Genomic DNA, 20,790 nt, shown 5'->3' with positions numbered 1-20,790 from the left:
GGGACGGCAACGAAGTGGAAACCGAAGGCTACCCCCGCGGAGTCAAGATCGGCGTCGACGTCGGGATGGTGCGCGTAGGCATCGCGGCCAGCGACAGGGATGGGCTGATCGCAACACCAGTGCGTACGCTCAAACGCGATCCGAAGAAGAACAACGACCTCTTCCTGCTGGTGCGGAACATTCGGGAACTGGCGGCCGTTGAGGTATTCGTGGGCCTGCCCCGGAACATGAGCGGGACAGAATCAGCCTCCACCGCGATGGCGCGCCAGTACGCCGTCGAGCTCGCGGAAGCGCTGGTCGCCACTGGGTTGTCGGTGCCGGTTCGGCTGATCGATGAGCGCCTGACCACCGTGTCAGCGCACCGCTCACTGCGGCAGGCTGGCTTGAACAGCCGCGAACATCGTAAGGTTGTAGATCAGGTGGCAGCCGTGGAGATACTTCAGCACGCCATCGACATGCAACGAAACCTTGAGCGGGATGTGGGGGAGCCGGTCGTTCACCATCGGCGGCGGGACCTTTCGGGGTCCCCGTCGGCCTCATCCGAGGAGCTAGACATTTCGCACATCAACTGGAGGAGGGAAGAGGAGCAATGAGCCACCGCCATCCTCCATTCCCGGCAGCCGACCACGGCGCTGACCAGCACCCCGACGATTATCTGGACGACCACTACTCCACCCACCCTGAACCGGTGGAACAGTTCTTCGAAGCGGATCTGCCTTCCCGGCGCACACGCCGCCCTTCCAGGGCACGTCAACGGCGTCGTCGGCGCCGCACAATCGTCATGATCGTGGTGGTGCTCGGATTCGTGGGGGTGGTCTTCGCAGTCGCGATGTTCCTCAGGAACCTCCTCGGGGTGGGCGAGGTAACCGACTACGCAGGTCCGGGAACCGGGTCCGTGACATTCACTGTGGAGGCCGGAGCGGCACCGCTCACGATCGGCAGCTCGCTGGAACAGCAGGACATCGTTGCTGACGCTGACGAATTTATGAGCGCCCTGAGCACTGTTGCTGACGGACGGCTCATCCAGCCCGGCGAGTACGAGATGAAGTACCAAATGAGTTCCGAAGAAGCGGCCAAAGCCCTTCTCCTCGACGCAGACGCAGGGGTGCACTACGTGCCGGTCGCACAGAATCTGCGCCAGAATGAGGTTTTCGACATCCTCGTTGAGTCCACCGGTATTCCGCGTGAGGAGTTCGAGTCTTTGGCCGAGGACCCTACCCAGTTCGGTATCCCCGAGCAGGCGCCGAGCCTCGAAGGATACCTGTTCCCGGGTGAATATCGGTTCGACCTGGACATTTCCGCCGCAGAGATTATCCAGGAGATGGTCGACAACAGCATGGCGGCGCTCGAGGACGCCGGCGTCACCGACACCGATGAGCAGTACCGCATCCTCACGATCGCGAGCATCGTGCAGGCCGAGGCAGGCCAGGCCGACTATGCCCAGGTCGCAGGGGCGATCATGAATCGGCTCGGTCCGGAGAACACCGAAACCAACGGGCTGATCCAATCGGATGCGACGGTCACGTACGGGCTTGGACGCAAGAGCTACAGCCTCACCGAGGAGGAGAAGGCTGACGAAAGCAACCCGTACAACACGTATGCCATCCCTGGTCTGCCAGTTGGGCCCATTGGGTCCCCGGGGGAGAGAGCCATTGATGCCGCGGTCAATCCGGCTGACGTGCCCTACTACTACTGGGTAACGGTGAACCTCGATACCGGTGAAACCAAGTTCTCGGAGACGCTTGCCGAGCACGCCCGCTACGTCGAGGAATATCAGGCCTGGTGTGCCGATAATGCGGGAAGGTGCGAATAGGTGGACGAAGCGGTACCGCCGGCCCGTTTCCGGGCCGGCGTAACCGGCCATCCCATTGCACACTCGAAATCGCCGAAGTTGCACGGAGCTGCCTACGCACTTCTTGGTGTCGACTGCAGCTACACGGCTATTGACACACTGCCGGACGAACTCGGTGATCTGATCGCGGATATCCGGTCCGACAATGCATGGCGCGGACTGTCGGTCACCATGCCCCATAAAGCGGCTGCGCTGAAGCATATGGACGACGTCGGCCCGGATGTCAGCGCCCTCGGCGTCATCAACACGGTCCTCGCAAAGGGCGAGGGTCCCGATCGTCGGCTGATGGGCTACAACACGGACGTGGCCGGCATTGTGAACGCGGTCAGACATGCCGGCACCGGGTCTGTCGACCATGCGGTTGTGCTGGGCGGGGGCGGGACCGCAGCTGCCGCGGTCGCGGCGCTTGCCCGCCTCGGCGTGGGTCTCACAGACGTATGTGTGCGCTCCATACCGAAGGCTTCCGGTCTTGTCTTCCTCGGGGAGCGGCTCGGCATCGACGTCCGTCTAACGGACTTTGCTGAGGCGGCGAACCTGTGCTCGAACGCCTCCCTTGTCATCTCGACCCTGCCTCCCCATGGTGCAGACGAGCTGGCCCGTGAGCTGAGCGGCGCCGCTCGAGAGGTCCGCGAGAGCGCAGGATTGCTCCGTGTGCTTCTCGACGTTGCCTATGACCCATGGCCAAGTGCTATCGCCGGGGTTTGGGCGGCACGCGGTGGAGTGATCGTGCCGGGTCTTGAGATGCTGCTGTATCAGGCCGTTGAACAGGTGAAGCTCTTTGCAGGCGATGCCTTCCAGGACGAGAACGCTGTCATAAATGTGATGTGTGACGCGGTAGGGGCTCCTCGGCGCTGAGCTCCCCGGCCACGCGTGGCAGGATGGACGTATGTTGCGTTGGTTGACGGCCGGGGAGTCCCACGGTCCTGCTCTGGTCGGAATCATTGAGGGGATGCCTGCCGGCGTCGAAGTCGTAAGCGAAGGGATCCAGACCGCCCTGGCCCGTCGCCGCCTTGGTTACGGGCGCGGTGCCCGCATGAAGTTCGAACAGGACCAGGTCCGTATCATCGGGGGTGTCCGGCACGGACGCACCCAGGGCGGCCCGGTGGCCATCGAGATTGGTAACACCGAGTGGCCGAAATGGGAGCAGGTCATGGCTGCTGATCCAGTGGATCAGGCGGTACTGGAAGACTCAGCCCGAAATGCGCCGCTCACCCGGCCGCGACCCGGCCACGCCGATTTCACCGGCATGCAGAAATACGGTTTCGACGAGGCCCGTCCGGTCCTCGAACGGGCCAGCGCCCGCGAGACAGCCGCCCGTGTTGCCCTCGGCACCGTTGCGGCCTGTTTCCTCGAAGCGTTGGACATCAGACTCGTCAGCCACACCGTGGCGGTCGCCTCCGTTGCTGTTCCGGAGGGCTCACCCGTGCCAGCTCCCCGGGACGTCCTTGCATTGGATGAAGACCCGCTGCGCTGCTTCGACAGGGAGACCTCGAACGCGATGGTCGCCGAAGTCGACGCCGCGCACAAGGAGGGCGAAACGCTCGGTGGAGTGGTCGAGGTCATCGCCTACGGACTGCCGCCGGGCCTTGGCAGCTACGTCCACTGGGACCGACGGCTGGACGCGCGGCTCGCCGCAGCCCTGATGGGCATCCAGGCGATCAAGGGTGTCGAAGTGGGAGACGGTTTCGAAACGGCCCGGCGGCGGGGATCGGCAGCACATGATGAGATTGTCCGGGAGGAAACGGGGCGTATCGGACGCGCATCCAACCGGGCGGGGGGCATTGAAGGCGGCATGAGCATTGGCGACGTCCTGAGGGTACGGGCCGCGATGAAACCGATCGCGACTGTGCCGAGGGCGTTGCAGACCATCGACGTCAGCACCGGTGACGCGGCGAAAGCCCATCACCAGCGTTCCGATGTCTGTGCTGTGCCCGCGGCCGGTGTGGTGGCGGAAGCCATGGTCGCACTTGTCCTCGCGGAGGCAGTAACCGAGAAATTCGGCGGCGATTCGGTGACGGAGACCAGGCGCAACCTCGAGTCCTACCTGGCCAACATTCCGTCGTCGTTGAACTCGGTCCTGGGCTGATGTCGCCGGCGGGCGAAAAACCGCTGGTGCTGATCGGCCTGATGGCCACTGGAAAATCGACGGTCGGCAGGCGGGTGGCGGTCCGCCACGGTTGGCGGTTTGTTGATACGGACGCCGTGATCGTGGACCGCCACGGTTCAATCGCCGAAATCTTCGCCCAGCGCGGAGAGAGCGGTTTCCGGGAGGTGGAGGCCGCCGTCGTCGCCGAGGTGCTTTCGGGGGCGGACGGGAATACGGTGGTCTCGCTCGGAGGAGGTTCGGTGCTGCACGAGCGCACACAGGAGCTGCTCTCAATGGCACTGGTGGCCTATCTGGACGCCGACGTCGCCACGGTGTTGCCGCGGCTTGAGGGAGACACCGGCCGACCGTTGCTGGCCGACGGCGCCGGTGAGGTTTGGGCGCGTCTGGACCGTGAGCGGCGTCCGGTGTACGAGGCGCTGGCAGATCTGGTGATCGACACAAGGGACGCAACAATCGACGACGTCGTCAATCGACTTGAGGAGCAGGTTCACCGCCTGGGCCCTGCTGAAGGAAAGGACCACGGCAATGACCGCTGAGCCCACTACCATCCGCGTTACGGGCAGTGCCCCGGCGGAGAACTACGACGTCCTCGTGGGGCGCGGGCTGCTCGACCGGCTGGAGCCATTGCTGGGGGAGCGCGTTCGGCGCGTCCTCGTGATCCACCCCCGGGCGCTGCGCACCACCGGAGACACGGTGCGCGAGCAGTTGGCCGATGCCGGCTTCACCGCGGTGACCGCAGAGATTCCGGACGCCGAGGAAGGCAAGCACATCCAGGTCGCAGCTTTCTGCTGGCAGGTGCTTGGCCAGAACGACTTCACGCGGTCTGACGCCGTTGTGGCCGTCGGGGGCGGTGCTGTCACCGACGTCGCCGGTTTTGTCGCAGCGACCTGGCTCCGCGGGGTCAAGGTCATCCACCTTCCGACAACCCTCCTCGGGATGGTCGATGCCGCAGTGGGAGGCAAAACCGGAATCAACACTGCCGAGGGCAAGAACCTGGTAGGCGCCTTTCATCCGCCGGCCGGTGTGCTGGCCGACCTCGATGCCCTCGGCACGCTGCCCGTGAACGAGCTGGTCACGGGAATGGCCGAGGTCGTGAAATGCGGATTCATCGCCGATCCCCGCATCCTCGAACTCATCGAGGCGAATCCCGAAGCGGTAAAGGATCCTGCGAGCGAGACCGTCCGTGAACTGGTTGAACGCTCCATTGCCGTGAAGGCAGCCGTTGTTTCCGAGGACTTCAAGGAATCCGGACGCCGTGAGTTCCTGAACTACGGGCATACCCTTGCCCACGCCATCGAACTCGCTGAAAGATATTCCTGGCGTCACGGCGCAGCGGTTTCTGTGGGATTGGTCTTCGCTGCGGAACTGGCCCGCATGGTGGGGCGCCTGGACGACGCCACGGCTGACCGGCACCGTACAATCCTTGAATCTCTTGGACTGCCCGTGTCCTACCGAAGGGATCGTTGGTCAGCACTCCTGGATGGTATGCGCCGGGATAAGAAAGCACGCGGGGACCTCCTGCGCTTCGTCGTGCTCGACGACATCGCGAAACCTGGAATCCTCGACGTACCGGACACATCGCTCCTCTTCGCGACCTACCAGGAGATCGCGTCCTGAATCGCGGCACAGCGGCAGGGTAGACTGGTTTCTGGTCTTTTGGCGGGCAGTCGCCGCGCGGCGACACCGCGGTGTCGCCGCAGTGAAACCGTCAGAATCAGTCAATCGACGAAAGAGAATCCGTGGCTACCACGAACGACATCAAGAACGGCACCGTGCTCAAGCTTGAGGGGAACCTCTGGAACGTGCTGGAATTCCAGCATGTGAAGCCGGGCAAGGGCGGAGCGTTTGTTCGCACCAAGCTCCGCAACATTTTGTCGGGCAAGGTCGTTGACAAGACTTTCAACGCGGGCCTGAAGATCGAAACCGCCACGGTGGACCGCCGGGATTACCAGTACCTGTACAAGGACGGCGAAGACTTCGTGTTCATGGACACCACGGACTATGACCAGATCACTGTCCCCGGTGCAACCGTCGGCAACGCTGAGAACTTCATGCTCGAAAGCCAGATGGCTACGATCGCCATGCACGAAGGGTCGGCCCTGTACCTCGAGCTGCCGCCCTCGGTGGTTCTGGAAATCACCTACACCGAACCCGGTCTGCAGGGCGACCGCTCCACCGGCGGCACCAAGCCGGCAACCGTAGAAACAGGATATGAAATCCAGGTTCCGCTCTTCCTGGAAACCGGGACCAAGGTCAAGGTCGATACCCGTACGGGCGATTACCTGGGACGCGTCAACGAGTGAGTGCCCGGAGCAAGGCGCGGCGTCGGGCACTGGACATCCTCTTCGAGGCCGAACAACGTTCAGTCTCCCCGCTCGAGGCGCTGCAGGCGCGGCGTGAGAAAACCGACACAGTCATCAACGAGTACTCAGTTGAGGTCATTGAGGGCGTCCTTTCACACGGTGCGCAGATTGACGAATTCCTGAGCACCTACTCACAGGGCTGGACGCTGGACCGGATGCCTGCAGTGGACCGCATGATCCTGCGCGTAGGAACCTGGGAGCTGTTGTACAACGAGGACGTGCCTGACACTGTGGCCGTCAGCGAGGCTGTGCAGCTGGCAACAATGCTCTCCACGGACGAGTCGCCTGCGTTCATCAACGGCCTCCTCGGTAGATTGCAGCAGCTCAAACCGACGCTGCTGGCCTAGCGCAAACACGTCAGGGAACACGCCTCACACGCGGCGGGCTGCCGCGGCGGCGAACATGAGCTCGCGGGTGGCGGTCAGGTCATTGAGTAGCTGTGTCTCATGCTCGGCGTCCATTGGTGAGCCGTGCCCGGCCAGCAGCCGCTGCCTCACAAATCCAAGCCTGGTCCCTGAGCTGATGAAGTGCTTCATCAGCGGACGGGCTCCGATCGCCCCCGCCCAGCCGAGCCCCTGTATACGTCCGCGCGGGGAAGCGATGAGGCCGACTTCCTCCGCGGTGAGCCAACCCGCCTGCGCATAATCCGTAAGGCGCTGGAACGTCAGTTTTCGCTCGGCCCGGCGCAGCCAGAGCACCCCGAGGATGAAAGCAATAAAGAGCGGAAGCTGGAGTAGGAAGTAGAACTCGAAGAAGTCGGTAAACAGGACCACCAGGCCACCGTTCCATAGCATATGGCCGGCAATCGCCGGAACCAGGCCGACGGCGAACGCGCCGATCAGCCGTCCGGGGGACCGATCCTTGACGACAGCCATACCAAGGACAAAACCAAGGGCGGCCGTGAACATCACATGCGCGAAGGGAGAGAAGAGTCCGCGCATCACGAAGACCGCCAGTAGGCCGCCGAGGTCCGCCGGACCAGCAATCGCTGATCCGAAGTAGAGAATGTTTTCAGTGAAGGCGAATCCGGCACCCACGGTGCCGGCATAAACGATTCCGTCCACCGGACCGTCGAAGTGGCTGCGGCGGGAGAACATAAGCACGAGCACGCCCAGCCCTTTGGCCACTTCCTCGACGAGGGGCGCCTGAAATACGGCACCAACGACGTCGGGAGCGGTTCCGTCCAACGCGACCGTAAGCATGGCGGTCACCGTGGGACCGGCCAGCAGGGTGACTGCGACCGACATGCCGGCCCCCCACAGGAATGCGAAAGCCAGCGCACCCCGCGGTTCTGGATCCCAGCGGTCAACCCAGCGGACTCCGAGAAAGCAGATGGCAAGGGGAATAAGCGCCAGCAGTGCGCAGAGGAACAGCGCTTCAGCCCCCAGCATCCCGGTGAGCAGTACTCCGATCCCGGCCACGGCAACCGCCGCGAAGACGAGCAAAAGCGCATTCAACATGGCGGAGCCCCTGACGGAACGCCTCGTCACGGAGGATGCAATACCGCCACGGGATGGCACGACTGTCGGTACAAGACCATTTGGAGATAGCGGGGAGTGCGGCACCAAGGGCCCTGTCCCCACCTGCTGCCATAGCCCCGGCCGCTGTTCGCCGGTAAGTGGCCGAGGCTGGTCTGTGGGCGAGTTCATACTCATCCACACAGGATAGTTCGGCACCGCTCGTGTGATAGTTTTGAATGCGCAGCCACACCTTTAAAGGCCGTCCTGTGAGGCGGAGAAGGAGGAAGCGTTCCATGAGTGTGCCCAATGCCGAACCCGGCGGATCAATCGCACGAGTCGTGCTCGGTGAAGCCGACATTGACCGGGCCCTGACCCGGATTGCCCACGAGATCCTTGAAGCCAACAAAGGCTCGGATAATCTCGTCCTTCTTGGGATTCCCAGGCGCGGATTTCCGCTCGCCCAGCGCCTTGCCCACAAGATTTCCCGAACTGATCCCGCGGTGGATGCCGAAGCGATTGTCGGCCGCCTCGACGTCACCATGTTCCGCGACGATCTTCGACGGCACCCAACGCGCCCTCCCGGACCAACCAAGCTGCCGCCGTCGGGCATTGACGATCGGGTTCTCGTGCTGGTCGATGACGTCCTGTATTCCGGCCGCACCATCCGTGCGGCCCTTGACGCCATCGTCGACCTCGGCAGGCCGCGGAGCGTACGGCTCGCAGTATTGGTGGACCGCGGACATCGCGAGCTTCCCATCCGGGCCGATCATGTGGGAAAAAACCTTCCCACCTCATCGGCGGAGAAGGTCCGCGTGCGCATCAGCGAGGTTGACTCGGTGGACGAAGTAGTGATCGAAGGGCCGGCATGAAACATCTTCTGTCCACCGAAGACCTCAGCCTGACCGACGCCGTGAGGATCCTCGACACCGCTGAGGAGATGGCAGCCGTCGGCGAACGCGAGGTGAAGAAGCTGCCGGCCCTCCGCGGGCGAACGGTAGTCAACCTCTTTTTCGAGGATTCGACCCGTACCCGCATTTCCTTCGAAGCAGCAGCGAAGCGACTCTCTGCGGATGTCATCAACTTCGCCGCGAAGGGATCGTCTGTCTCGAAGGGCGAGTCGCTGAAGGACACCGCGCAGACGCTCGAGGCGATGAGTGCTGATGCCGTAGTGATTCGTCACTGGGCCTCCGGCGCGCCCGCGCGCCTGGCCGCCTCGGGCTGGATCGACGCCGCAGTGATCAACGCAGGCGATGGGACCCACGAGCACCCGACCCAGGCTCTCCTCGACGCCTTCACGCTCCGCCGGCACGTCTGCGCACTGGCCGGGCGGTCATCAACCGGCGAGGACCTGCGCGGTCTTCGAATCGTGATCGTGGGCGACGTCCTGCACTCGCGCGTTGCCCGCTCCAACCTCTGGCTGCTGAACACCCTGGGAGCCGAGGTTACGCTCGTCGCGCCGCCCACCCTCTTTCCAGTGGGAATTCAGGCCTGGCCCTGCAAGGTCAGCTTCGACCTGGACGAGGCATTGGCGGACAATCCGCACGCGATCATGATGCTCAGGGTCCAGGGGGAGCGCATGAACGCTGCCTTCTTCCCCTCCGCGCGCGAATATTCCCGAACCTGGGGGTTCGACGATGACCGGCTCGCTGCGTTGGAGGCAACCGCCGGGAAAGACACCATCATCATGCATCCCGGGCCGATGAACCGTGGGCTGGAGATTTCCTCCGCCGCCGCGGATTCGCCCCGATCCACCATTCTCGCCCAGGTGCGCAACGGGGTCTCCGTTCGCATGGCCGCCCTGTACCTGCTGCTGTCCGGAGAGGACACAGCGACCACCACGCCCGCCCAGGAGGCAACCGTATGAGTAACCGCTACCTGATCAAGGGCGCAACGGTGCCCTCCGGTGAGAGGGGCGTAGACATCCTGCTTGAGCGGGGACGGATCGTGGAGCGGGGGCGCGCGCTCGACGCGACGGGCGCCGTCGTCGTCGACGCCGATGGCCTCATCCTCCTGCCCGGGATGGTGGACATCCACACCCACCTCCGCGAGCCTGGCAGGGAAGACGCCGAGACCGTGGAAACCGGGACCAGGGCCGCCGCGCTAGGCGGATACACGGCCGTCCATGCGATGGCCAACAGTTCTCCTGTGGCGGACACCGCCGGAGTGGTGGAACAGGTCCATGCCCTGGGCCGTCGTGCCGGTTGGGTGGACGTGCGTCCTGTTGGCGCCGTCACCGTCGGGCTGGCAGGGGAGCGGCTGGCAGAACTCGGAGCGATGGCGCAGTCCAGCGCCGGCGTAAGGGTCTTTTCCGACGACGGCATCTGCGTATCCGACCCGGTGCTGATGCGTCGCGCCCTGGAGTATGTGAAGGCGTTCGACGGCGTCGTCGCCCAACACGCACAGGAGCCCCGCCTGACCGAGGGCGCGCAAATGAACGAGGGTGCCGTCTCAGCTGTCCTGGGCCTGGCCGGCTGGCCCGCCGTGGCCGAGGAGAGCATCATCGCGCGGGACGTGCTGCTGGCCCAGCACGTCGGCTCGCGCCTGCACGTGTGCCACGTCTCGACGGCGGGCTCAGTGGAGATCATCCGCTGGGCAAAGCAGCGCGGGATCAACGTGACCGCTGAGGTAACACCGCATCACCTGTTGCTCACCGACGACCTCGTGCGTTCCTGGGATCCCGTCTACAAGGTGAACCCGCCGCTGCGGACCACGGAGGACGTCGAGGCACTCCGTATTGCACTTGCCGACGGCACGATCGACGTCGTGGGAACGGACCACGCACCGCACCCGTCGGAACACAAGGAGTGCGAGTGGGCGCAGGCCGCCATGGGCATGACCGGGCTCGAAACGGCGCTGTCCGTGGTCCAGCACAGCATGATCGAGACCGGGCTGATGAGCTGGGAGCGGTTCGCCGAGGCCACATCGATCCTCCCCTCGCGCATCGGGCGGGTCGCAGGCCAGGGCAGGCCGTTGGAGGTAGGCGAAACGGCGAATGTCACACTGATCGACCCGGCAGCCCGCTGGACGGTTGATCCCCATAGGATGGCTACCAAGGGCCGCAACAGCCCGTTCGCCGGCCTGGAACTGCCCGGTGCCGTCGTCGCCACCTTGTTTGCCGGCCACCCCACAGTGCTCGACGGTGTATTGAACTCACCACATCCGTCCAGAGATGAGGTTCCCGCATGGACGTAGCAACCACCGCCGTCGTCGTTTCCCTTATTGCGATCGCCGTTCTGCTTGGTCTCATGGCTCTGGGCTGGCGGAACCGGCTGCGCAGGCAGCAGCACATCCAGCCTCCGTCGGCAGCTCCGGAAGATCGGGGAGCCCCGCACTACGCAGCTGTCGGGCAATACGTCGTCACAACGTCGGGTGGTGACTGGCTGGACCGCGTCAGCGTCCATGGACTCGGCAACAAGGCGTCGGCAACGGCTGCTGTCTACTCCCACGGCCTCCTGTTCGACCGTTCGGGTGAGCGCGAAATCTACATCGCACGGGACAGCCTTGTCGGCGTCCGGCTGGAGCGCGGCATGGCCGGCAAGTTTGTCGAGAAGGACGGACTGCTCGTTGTCACCTGGACGCTCGGCGAGGAAATCTATGACACAGGGTTCCGGACCAGATATGCGGCGGACAAGCCGCAGCTGCTTGCTGCGGTGAACGCGCTGATCGGGGAACCGGACTCCTCAACAAACCCAACAAGCCCAAACAGCAAGGAAATACAGTGACAACACACGCGGAGGTAACGCGGGCGGGCACGGCAGCGGTTCTGGTGCTGGAAGACGGACGGACGTTCCGGGGGAGCGGCTATGGCGCTCAGGGAACGGCGCTTGGCGAAGCTGTTTTCGCCACCGGCATGACGGGCTACCAGGAAACCATCACTGATCCTTCCTACGCGCGTCAGCTCGTGGTGCAGACAGCTCCCCACATCGGGAACACCGGGGTGAACCGGGACGACGCCGAATCGCGCCGGATCTGGGTGTCCGGCTACATCGTGCGCGACGCCGCCCGGCGCCCCTCGAACTGGAGATCCGAAAAAAGTCTTGACGAGGAACTCGTCGAACAGGGTGTCGTGGGCATCCAGGGCGTGGACACACGCGCCATCACCCGGCACCTGCGTGAGCGTGGCGCTATGAAGGCGGGCATCTTCTCGGGCCCGGACGCCGCACGCAGCGACGCCGAGCTGCTCGCGGAGGTTACCGCTCAGCGCAGCATGGAGGGTTCGCGCCTTGCCGAGGAAGTCAGCATCGACTCAAGCTACGTCGTTGAGCCTTCCGATCATGGCTGGGAGGGGGGCCCGCGCTTCACCGTGGCGGCCCTGGACCTCGGCATCAAGGCTATGACGCCCAAGCACTTCGCGCAGCGGGGCGTACGCACGGTGGTCCTGCCGGCGGACGCCTCCTACGAGGACGTTGTTGCCGCGGGAGCTGACGGCGTGTTCATGTCCAACGGCCCAGGAGATCCATCCACCGCGGACGCGCAGGTTGCGCTCCTGCGGCGTGTCCTGGATGGCCGCGTGCCGTTCTTCGGGATTTGTTTCGGAAACCAGATTCTCGGCCGGGCACTCGGCTTCGGCACCTACAAGCTCCGCTACGGCCACCGGGGCATCAACCAGCCGGTGCTCGACCGCCGGACCGGCAAGGTTGAAATCACGAGCCAGAACCACGGGTTTGCAGTCGATGCGCCGCTGGATGGCCCGGTGACCGCTCCCGAGGAGCGGTTCGGCCGGGTGGAAGTCAGCCACGTCAGCCTGAACGACGACGTCGTGGAGGGCCTTGCGTGCCTCGACCTCCCCGCCTTCTCGGTCCAGTACCATCCGGAGGCAGCCGCCGGCCCCCATGACTCCGCTTACCTGTTCGACCGGTTCATCGACCTCATGACCGATGCCGCCAACGCAGACCGCGATGGCTCGGATGAGCCTGATGCCTCCGACGTCTCAAAAGCTCCCACCCCCGCGCAGGAAGAAAACTAGATGCCCCGCAGAACCGATCTCACGTCCGTACTGGTCATCGGATCCGGTCCGATCGTTATCGGCCAGGCCGCCGAGTTCGACTACTCGGGCACTCAGGCACTGCGCGTCCTGAAGGAGGAGGGACTGCGCGTGATCCTCGTGAACTCGAATCCGGCCACGATTATGACCGACCCGGAGTTCGCTGACGCGACCTACGTTGAACCGATCACACCCGAGGTGGTCGAAAAGATCATCGAAAAGGAACGTCCCGACGCCATCCTCCCGACCCTGGGCGGGCAGACAGCGCTCAATACAGCGATTGCGCTCGACAAGAACGGTGTCCTCGAAAAGTACGGCGTGGAGCTGATCGGCGCGAATATCGCGGCGATCGAACTCGGCGAGGACCGCGAGAAGTTCAAGGGAGTAGTGGAGCGTTGCGGCGCCGAGTCCGCCAGGTCGCGCATCATCAACACGCTCGACGCTGCCCTTGAAGCGGCCGGCGATCTCGGCTACCCGATGGTTGTTCGTCCGTCCTTCACAATGGGGGGACTGGGATCCGGCCTCGCCTACAACGAGGACGATCTGCGCCGCATTGTCGGCCAGGGCCTGCAGTACAGCCCCACCAGCGAGGTGCTCCTCGAGGAGAGCATCCTCGGCTGGAAGGAGTACGAACTCGAGATGATGCGGGACAAAAAGGACAACGTGGTTGTCGTCTGCTCCATCGAGAATTTCGATCCCGTAGGTGTCCATACCGGCGACTCGATCACAGTTGCCCCTGCACTGACCCTGACCGACCGCGAGTACCAGCGCCTGCGGGATATCGCCATCGCCGTCATCCGTGAGGTCGGGGTGGACACAGGCGGTTGCAACATCCAGTTTGCAGTCGAGCCGGACACCGGCCGGGTCGTGGTCATCGAAATGAATCCGCGTGTCTCGCGTTCCTCCGCGCTGGCGTCGAAGGCAACCGGCTTCGCCATCGCGAAGATCGCCACCAAGCTCTCACTCGGCTACACGCTTGACGAAATTCCGAACGACATCACACGCCAGACACCGGCCTCATTCGAGCCCACCCTGGACTACGTCGTAGTGAAAGTTCCGCGCTTCGCGTTCGAGAAATTCCCAGCGGCGGACCCGACACTGACCACCACCATGAAGTCCGTGGGCGAAGCAATGGCCATGGGTCGTAACTTCACCGAAGCTCTGCAGAAGGCGCTGCGGTCGCTCGAACAGAAGGGCTCGCAGCTCACGTTCGACTCAGTCAACGACTTCGAGGTGCCGGAACTTATCGAGGCGGCCAAGCGCCCAACGACCGAGCGGCTTTCGCAGGTCCAGCGTGCACTGCTGGGCGGAGCCACCGTGGAAGACCTTTATGCCGCGACGGGCATCGACCCCTGGTTCCTGGACCAGCTTGTCCTGCTGAACGAGGTGGCCGCCACCGTGCGAAAGGAAGGCATCAAACCCGGATCCCTACGCCTGGCGAAGCGCCACGGCTTCTCCGATGAACAGATCGGCCTCCTCACGCATACCCCCGAGGCCGTTGTGCGCGGCGTCCGCCACGCGCTGGATATCCGCCCGGTCTTCAAGACCGTAGACACGTGCGCGGCCGAGTTCGCTGCGTACACGCCGTACCACTACTCGTCCTATGACGAGGAAGACGAAGTCGGGCTGCATGCCAAACCGTCCATCATCATTCTGGGCTCCGGGCCTAACCGGATCGGGCAGGGGATTGAGTTCGACTACTCCTGCGTTCACGCGACCATGGCATTGCGCAAGGCCGGATACGAGACCGTCATGGTCAACTGCAACCCCGAAACCGTCTCCACTGACTACGACGTTTCCACCCGGCTTTACTTCGAGCCACTCACGCTCGAGGACGTGCTGGAGGTCATCGCCGCTGAGGAGCGCACGGGCGGCGTTATGGGCGTCTTCGTACAATTGGGCGGCCAGACGCCGCTGAAGCTAGCCAAGGAACTGGCCGACGCCGGTATCCCGATTCTCGGTACTTCTCCGGAGGCGATCGACCTGGCGGAGCACCGCGGCGAGTTTGCGCGGGTTCTGGATGAGGCGGGGCTCATCGCGCCGAAGAACGGCACCGCGGTGTCCTTCGAGGACGCACGGGCCATAGCCGATGAGATCGGCTATCCGGTCCTCGTGCGTCCATCGTATGTACTCGGCGGGCGCGGCATGGAGATCGTGTATGACGAAGCGAACCTGTCCCGTTACATCTCCAATGCCACCGAGATTACCCCGGACCACCCCGTCCTGATCGACCGGTTCCTTGAGGATGCGGTGGAGATCGACGTCGACGCCCTCTACGACGGCAAGGACATGTACCTCGGCGGCATTATGGAACACATCGAGGAAGCCGGGATCCACTCCGGTGACTCCGCATGTGTCCTGCCACCAATCACCCTTGGCGCGAACGTGCTTGAACGGGTGCGCACTGCAACCCAGGCCATCGCGGAAGGCGTAGGAGTCCGCGGCCTGATCAATATCCAGTTCGCACTGGCCTCTGATGTGCTCTACGTGCTCGAAGCTAATCCGCGCGCCTCACGGACGGTGCCCTTTGTTTCGAAGGCGACCGGAGTGCAGATGGCGAAGGCCGCCGCACTCATCGGGACCGGCGTGACCATCCACCAGCTTCGCACCGCGTACAAAATGCTGCCGGAAACTGGAGACGGCGGGGCTCTCCCGCTGGACGCACCGGTTTCCGTGAAGGAGGCCGTCCTGCCGTTCAGCCGCTTCCGGACTCCCGAGGGGAAGGTAGTGGACTCACTGCTCGGTCCGGAGATGCGTTCGACGGGTGAGGTAATGGGGATTGACAAGCACTTCGACACAGCGTTCGCCAAGAGCCAGGCGGCGGCAAACAACGCCCTGCCCACCTCGGGCAAGGTGTTTGTCTCAGTTGCCAACCGCGACAAGCGCTCCGTGATCATGGGCGTGAAGCGTCTGTCCGACCTGGGATTCGAGATTATCTCCACCGGCGGGACCGCCGATGTCCTGAGGCGCAACGGAATTCAGGCCACACCGGTCCGCAAGGTCGCCGAAGGCAGCAGCGCCGAAGGCGAAGGCACGATCGCAGACCTCGTGGTCGCCGGGGACATTGACATGGTCTTCAACACCCCCTCCGGCGGCGAGGCGCGAAGCGACGGCTATGAGCTCCGCGCAGCCGCAACGTCCATCGGTATCCCGTGCATCACGACGGTTGCCGAGTTCAATGCCGCAGTCCAGGCGATCGAAGCGCTGCGCACTTACCAGTGGTCGGTCACCAGTCTCCAGGACCACGCGCGCGCCGTCCGCGGGGAAACCGTTGTGCCGAATGCCTGAGCCGAGGGCGACCTTCGGAGCGCGCCTTGCCTCCGCCGTCGAACAGTGGGGGAGTCTGTGCGTTGGCGTGGACCCTCACCCTTCGCTCCTGGAGGCATGGGGGCTCGACGACACGCCGGAGGGCCTGCGGCGTTTCTCCCATACAGTCCTGGACGCGGTCTCCGGGAGGGTATCTGTCATCAAACCGCAGGTGGCACTGTTTGAAAGGCACGGTTCGCGGGGGTTCGCGGTCCTTGAGGACCTCCTGGCACGGAGTGCGGCCAATGGTTTGCTGACCATCGCTGACGCCAAGCGCGGGGACATCGGATCCACCATGGCCGGTTACGCCGACGCATGGCTCAGGGACGGTTCGGCACTGGCTGCCGACGCCATTACCCTCAGTCCGTACCTCGGATTCGAATCCCTTCGTCCGGCGTTGACGGCAGCGCGGGAATCGGGTCGAGGCGTTTTCGTGCTGGCGCTGACCTCCAACCCGGAGGGTGCTTCGGTCCAGCACGTGGGCGGCGAGAATTCGGTGGCTCAGAGGATAGTTCGCGCTGCTGCCCAGGAAAACCTGGCCGACGGTCCGGGATCAGTAGGCCTGGTGATCGGCGCCACGGCGGGAAAGGCCGTGCGGGAGCTTCGTCTGGAGCTGGAGTCGCTGAACGGCCCCATTCTCGCTCCCGGCGTTGGAGCGCAGGGGGCCGGTCGGAGAGAGCTGGATGCGGCGTTTGCCGGTGTATCGGGAGTGGTCCTGCCCAACTCGAGCAGGGAGATCCTCCGCGCCGGACCAGACGTGTCTGCGCTCAAGGAAGCGGTCGAGGCAACGCAGAACGCTCTGAGGACGCCGGCGGAGGCAGGGTCCGGAACGGATTGATTTTCTGCCGCCCTAGCGGATAGGTTCAGTGCAAGCCCAAACTACAGATCCGTGACTGCCGGTGCTTCAGCCGACGGTTCAACTGCCTAGGGAGCACGAGTGAGTTTGAAGCCCCTCACCGACAGCGAACGAACATTGGCGCGGGAGAAAGCCACCGCGGCACGGACGGTGCGGGCAGAGCTGAAGTCCCGGCTCAAATCGGGGGACATCACCGTCGGTGAGGTCATCAACGGCCACTCCAGTGAGGAAGCGATCGGAAGGCTTCGTGTCCTCGACCTGCTCAAGGCGCTTCCGGGCGTGGGTGAGAAGAGGGCGGCTGGGATCATGGATGCCGTCGGGATCGCCTCCACCCGCCGCGTGCGCGGCCTAGGTATCCACCAACGGCGTGCGCTGGTTGAGCATTTGAGGCACCATTCGGCGAATAGCCGCCCCTAGAGAAAGAAGTATCTTGTGAATCAGCCGCGGCTGACCGTGCTCGCGGGCCCAACGGCTGTGGGTAAAGGCACGGTATCCACCTACATACGCGACAACTATCCGGAGGTCGCACTCTCTGTTTCGGCCACCACGCGCCCGCCGCGTCCGGGTGAAGTGGAGGGCGTGCACTACCACTTCGTTTCGTCCGAAGAGTTCGATGCCCTCGTCGAATCCGACCAGATGCTGGAGTGGGCGCACGTGCACGGAAGGAACCGGTACGGGACCCTGCGCCGGACCGTGATTGATGCGATGGCCGAAGGGAAATCTGTGCTCCTTGAGATCGATCTTCAGGGTGCACGGCAGGTCAAGGAGACCATGCCGGAGGCAAATTTCGTGTTCCTCGCACCACCGAGCTGGGAAGAAATGGTCCGCCGATTGGTGGGCCGCGGCACTGAAACCGCCGAGGAGCAGCAGCAACGGCTTGAAACCGCTAAACTGGAACTTGCTGCAGAACCGGAATTCGACCACACGGTGGTCAATGACAACGTCCAGCGTGCAGCAGATGAGCTTGTTTCACTGATGGGCCTGACCGCGCACGCACACTGAAACGCAAGCGCAGTGACCGAACGGCCCAGCGAATATTGGAGATTTTGTGTCAACTCAGCCCGAAGGCATCATCAACCCGCCGATCGACTCCCTGTTGGAGGCGTCGGACTCAAAGTACGCCCTCGTGATCTACGGGGCCAAGCGTGCGCGCCAGATCAATGCCTACTACTCGCAGCTGCATGAGGGCCTGTTCGAGTATGTCGGCCCGCTCGTGGATACCCGGCTGAACGAGAAGCCGCTGTCCATCGCCCTTCGCGAGATCAACGAGGGCATGCTTGTCTCCTCGCCCGAGGCATCGGAGTAGGTCAACCCGATACTCTGCTGAACAAACGCATGCGCATCGTACTGGGTGTTGGAGGAGGGATCGCTGCCTATAAGGTGGCGTCCCTTCTTCGTTTGTTCACCGAGGCCGGACACGGGGTGACCGTCATTCCCACGGAGGCCGCCCAGCGGTTCGTGGGGACTGCCACCTGGGAAGCACTCTCCGGAAATCCGGTCAGCAACAACGTGTTCGACGCCGTCGACCAGGTTCGCCACGTCCGCCTAGGTCAGGAAGCGGACCTGGTGGTCATTGCCCCGGCCACAGCTGATTTACTGGCCCGCTCCGCAGCGGGTATGGCAGATGACCTGCTGACGGGCACGCTCCTGGTCACCCGCGCCCCGGTCCTGTTCGCACCTGCAATGCATACCGAGATGTGGCAGCACCCCGCAACGGTTGCCAACGTCGCCACCCTCAGGGGACGCGGCGCCGTCGTGCTCGACCCGGCGGTTGGCAGGCTAACCGGCACCGACACCGGTCCCGGGCGTCTACCGGAGCCGGCGGACATCTTCCACGCGGCCCTGCATCTCTCCGCGGCGCCGGCAAACGGAACGCTCGCCGGGCGGACCGTCACCATCACGGCCGGCGGGACGCGGGAACCTCTTGACCCGGTCAGGTTCCTGGGCAACCGCTCGTCGGGCAAGCAGGGCGTAGCGCTAGCCCAGGCGGCGTTGGCTGCGGGCGCAACCGTGCGATTCATCGCCGCGCACATTGAGGTCCCTCCACCACCGGGGGCGGAGCTCACCGTCGTCGAAACTGCCGAGGAGCTGCGGAAAGCCACGCTGGAGCTCGCGCAGACCTCGGACGCGCTCATCATGGCTGCGGCTGTCGCGGATTTTCGTCCCGCGTCAGTGTCCGAGACGAAAGTCAAGAAGCGCGACGACGGCGAGGAACCGGTTATCACCCTGATCCGCAACCCGGACATCCTCAGGGAGGCCGTCCAGCAGCGCGATGCCGCACGTGCGCCGCAACTGATCATCGGATTCGCAGCCGAAACGGGGGATGAGAGCGGCGACCCACTGGCGCACGGCCTGCAGAAACTCAAGCGCAAGGGCTGTGACCTGCTCGTTCTCAACACCGTCGGCCGTTCCCTCGTTTTCGGTCAGGACTCCACCGAAGTAACCATCCTTGATGCACATGGCGCCGAACCGGAAACGGTGAGCGGAAGCAAGAGCGATGTCGCCGGAGCAATTCTTGCGAGGATCGTTGCGGTCCTCCCTGCGGGCGACTGAGTGACCTTTGGCACCGGACGCCGCCGTAGTAACCGGTCACACAACCCGTCCGAGCCGTAGCCCAACCAAGTAGAGTGATCACGTGAATTCACCCCATATGCCCAACTCCATGACGCCTGCTTCGTTGCGATTGTTCACCTCGGAATCGGTGACGGAGGGTCATCCCGACAAGATCTGCGACCAGATCAGCGACGGCATCCTCGATGCGCTGCTGGCCGCTGATCCCCACTCCCGGGTGGCCGTGGAAACCCTGGTCACTACCGGCCTGGTCCATGTCGCGGGTGAAGTCACCACCGATGCGTATGTCGAGATTCCCGAGATTGTCCGGGAAACCATCCTCGGCATCGGCTATGACTCGTCCGCCAACGGCTTTGACGGTGCCCGGTGCGGTGTGTCCGTCTCGATCGGGCAGCAGTCCCCGGAGATCGCATCCGGTGTTTTCAACTCCCTGGAGAGCCGGCAGGGGACCGGCTCGGACGCTTATGACGCCCAGGGCGCCGGAGACCAGGGCATCATGTTCGGTTACGCCAGCGACGAGACGCCCGTCCTGATGCCCACTCCCATCTGGCTGGCCCATCGTTTGTCGGAGCGGTTGACGGAGGTCCGTAAGGACGGCACCCTTTCGTACCTGCGGCCGGACGGCAAGACACAGGTGACCGTCGGGTACGACGGCGACATCCCGGTCAGCGTGGACTCGATCGTCATTTCGTCGCAGCATGCGCAGGACGTAGGTCTCGATATGCTGCGTGGTGACCTGGTGGAGCACGTCATCAACCCTGTGCTTGCCACGTCCCCCCTGGACGCCTCGAACGTCCGCCATATCCTCAATCCGGGCGGCGAGTTTGTGATTGGCGGCCCGGTGGGTGACGCCGGTCTGACCGGGCGCAAGATCATCGTCGACACCTACGGCGGCATGGCCCGTCACGGCGGTGGTGCCTTCAGCGGCAAGGATCCTTCGAAGGTTGATCGGTCCGCCGCCTACGCGATGCGCTGGGTAGCCAAGAACGTGGTTGCGTCCGGCCTGGCCCGCCGCGCCGAGATCCAGATCGCCTATGCGATCGGCATGGCCCAGCCGGTGGGCATCTACGTGGAGACGTTCGGGACCGAGCAGGTTGATCCGGCGGCTATCGGCTCGGCCATCCGTGAAATCTTCGACCTCCGTCCGCTGGCCATCATCAACTCGCTGGACCTGCTGCGTCCGATCTACCAGAAGACTGCGGCGCACGGCCACTTCGGCCGCGAGGGCGAGGGCTTCAACTGGGAACTCACAGACCGGGTCGACGACCTCAAGAGCCACTTCAACGCGTAG

21 protein-coding genes are annotated in these 20,790 nt (G+C 64.0%); 20 read left to right on the top strand and 1 reads right to left on the bottom strand.

The window, feature by feature from the left end; translation table 11 throughout:
- The first annotated feature begins 14 nt into the window (after window positions 1-14).
- The 8 genes from ruvX to nusB all read left to right on the top strand — a co-directional run bounded on the left by ruvX (window position 15) and on the right by nusB (window position 6,669).
- A complete protein-coding gene (gene ruvX / locus BJ994_RS07695) occupies window positions 15-593 on the top strand; it encodes a Holliday junction resolvase RuvX (RefSeq protein WP_425339372.1) in 579 nt (192 codons plus the stop codon).
- Window positions 590-1,813, top strand: a complete 1,224-nt coding sequence (mltG, locus tag BJ994_RS07690) for an endolytic transglycosylase MltG (RefSeq protein ID WP_167993051.1) — start codon at window positions 590-592, stop codon at window positions 1,811-1,813. Before ruvX ends, mltG begins: the two co-directional genes overlap by 4 nt.
- Window positions 1,814-2,707: a shikimate dehydrogenase gene (locus tag BJ994_RS07685; RefSeq protein ID WP_167993050.1), complete on the top strand. Its 894-nt coding sequence runs from the start codon at window positions 1,814-1,816 to the stop codon at window positions 2,705-2,707.
- Window positions 2,708-2,738: 31 nt separating this feature from the next.
- Complete coding sequence (gene aroC / locus BJ994_RS07680) at window positions 2,739-3,938, top strand: chorismate synthase (RefSeq protein ID WP_167993049.1); 1,200 nt, start codon at window positions 2,739-2,741, stop codon at window positions 3,936-3,938.
- The gene (locus BJ994_RS07675) at window positions 3,938-4,495 is read left to right on the top strand and encodes a shikimate kinase (RefSeq protein WP_167993048.1); all 558 of its coding nucleotides are present in this window, start codon (window positions 3,938-3,940) and stop codon (window positions 4,493-4,495) included. Before aroC ends, BJ994_RS07675 begins: the two co-directional genes overlap by 1 nt.
- Entirely contained in the window at window positions 4,485-5,576 is a 1,092-nt protein-coding gene (aroB, locus tag BJ994_RS07670; RefSeq protein WP_167993046.1) for a 3-dehydroquinate synthase, read from the top strand. The genes BJ994_RS07675 and aroB overlap by 11 nt, the downstream gene beginning before the upstream one ends.
- 122 nt (window positions 5,577-5,698) lie before the next feature.
- On the top strand, window positions 5,699-6,262 hold the full coding sequence (efp, locus tag BJ994_RS07665; RefSeq protein WP_167993044.1) for an elongation factor P: 564 nt from the start codon (window positions 5,699-5,701) through the stop codon (window positions 6,260-6,262).
- Window positions 6,259-6,669, top strand: a complete 411-nt coding sequence (nusB, locus tag BJ994_RS07660) for a transcription antitermination factor NusB (RefSeq protein WP_167993042.1) — start codon at window positions 6,259-6,261, stop codon at window positions 6,667-6,669. The genes efp and nusB overlap by 4 nt, the downstream gene beginning before the upstream one ends.
- A gap of 24 nt (window positions 6,670-6,693) precedes the next feature.
- On the opposite strand, the gene BJ994_RS07655 is transcribed toward nusB, so the two are convergent.
- Entirely contained in the window at window positions 6,694-7,782 is a 1,089-nt protein-coding gene (locus BJ994_RS07655; RefSeq protein WP_167993040.1) for a PrsW family intramembrane metalloprotease, read from the bottom strand.
- Between the two features lie 293 nt (window positions 7,783-8,075).
- On the opposite strand from BJ994_RS07655, the gene pyrR reads away from it, so the two are divergent.
- The 12 genes from pyrR (at window position 8,076) to metK (ending at window position 20,790) form a co-directional block, all read left to right on the top strand.
- On the top strand, window positions 8,076-8,651 hold the full coding sequence (gene pyrR / locus BJ994_RS07650) for a bifunctional pyr operon transcriptional regulator/uracil phosphoribosyltransferase PyrR (protein WP_167993038.1): 576 nt from the start codon (window positions 8,076-8,078) through the stop codon (window positions 8,649-8,651).
- On the top strand, window positions 8,648-9,646 hold the full coding sequence (locus BJ994_RS07645) for an aspartate carbamoyltransferase catalytic subunit (RefSeq protein WP_167993036.1): 999 nt from the start codon (window positions 8,648-8,650) through the stop codon (window positions 9,644-9,646). The genes pyrR and BJ994_RS07645 overlap by 4 nt, the downstream gene beginning before the upstream one ends.
- Window positions 9,643-10,974 (top strand): dihydroorotase, encoded by a 1,332-nt coding sequence (locus BJ994_RS07640; protein WP_167993034.1) that lies wholly within the window; start codon window positions 9,643-9,645, stop codon window positions 10,972-10,974. Before BJ994_RS07645 ends, BJ994_RS07640 begins: the two co-directional genes overlap by 4 nt.
- The gene (locus BJ994_RS07635) at window positions 10,965-11,504 is read left to right on the top strand and encodes a PH-like domain-containing protein (protein ID WP_167993032.1); all 540 of its coding nucleotides are present in this window, start codon (window positions 10,965-10,967) and stop codon (window positions 11,502-11,504) included. Before BJ994_RS07640 ends, BJ994_RS07635 begins: the two co-directional genes overlap by 10 nt.
- On the top strand, window positions 11,501-12,748 hold the full coding sequence (gene carA / locus BJ994_RS07630) for a glutamine-hydrolyzing carbamoyl-phosphate synthase small subunit (protein ID WP_167993030.1): 1,248 nt from the start codon (window positions 11,501-11,503) through the stop codon (window positions 12,746-12,748). Before BJ994_RS07635 ends, carA begins: the two co-directional genes overlap by 4 nt.
- Window positions 12,749-16,054 (top strand): carbamoyl-phosphate synthase large subunit, encoded by a 3,306-nt coding sequence (carB, locus tag BJ994_RS07625; protein ID WP_167993028.1) that lies wholly within the window; start codon window positions 12,749-12,751, stop codon window positions 16,052-16,054.
- Window positions 16,047-16,910, top strand: a complete 864-nt coding sequence (pyrF, locus tag BJ994_RS07620; RefSeq protein WP_167993026.1) for an orotidine-5'-phosphate decarboxylase — start codon at window positions 16,047-16,049, stop codon at window positions 16,908-16,910. Before carB ends, pyrF begins: the two co-directional genes overlap by 8 nt.
- Before the next feature lie 99 nt (window positions 16,911-17,009).
- Window positions 17,010-17,345: an integration host factor, actinobacterial type gene (gene mihF / locus BJ994_RS07615; protein ID WP_167993025.1), complete on the top strand. Its 336-nt coding sequence runs from the start codon at window positions 17,010-17,012 to the stop codon at window positions 17,343-17,345.
- Between the two features lie 15 nt (window positions 17,346-17,360).
- On the top strand, window positions 17,361-17,930 hold the full coding sequence (gene gmk / locus BJ994_RS07610; protein ID WP_167993024.1) for a guanylate kinase: 570 nt from the start codon (window positions 17,361-17,363) through the stop codon (window positions 17,928-17,930).
- 46 nt (window positions 17,931-17,976) lie between these two features.
- The gene (rpoZ, locus tag BJ994_RS07605) at window positions 17,977-18,234 is read left to right on the top strand and encodes a DNA-directed RNA polymerase subunit omega (protein WP_167993023.1); all 258 of its coding nucleotides are present in this window, start codon (window positions 17,977-17,979) and stop codon (window positions 18,232-18,234) included.
- A 29-nt stretch (window positions 18,235-18,263) separates the two neighbouring features.
- A complete protein-coding gene (gene coaBC / locus BJ994_RS07600; RefSeq protein ID WP_167993022.1) occupies window positions 18,264-19,481 on the top strand; it encodes a bifunctional phosphopantothenoylcysteine decarboxylase/phosphopantothenate--cysteine ligase CoaBC in 1,218 nt (405 codons plus the stop codon).
- Window positions 19,482-19,590: 109 nt separating this feature from the next.
- Window positions 19,591-20,790: a methionine adenosyltransferase gene (metK, locus tag BJ994_RS07595; protein WP_167995917.1), complete on the top strand. Its 1,200-nt coding sequence runs from the start codon at window positions 19,591-19,593 to the stop codon at window positions 20,788-20,790.

The organism is Arthrobacter pigmenti (assembly GCF_011927905.1).
GTDB lineage: Bacteria > Actinomycetota > Actinomycetes > Actinomycetales > Micrococcaceae > Arthrobacter_D > Arthrobacter_D pigmenti.
This window is presented reverse-complemented; position numbering and strand designations above follow the sequence as displayed.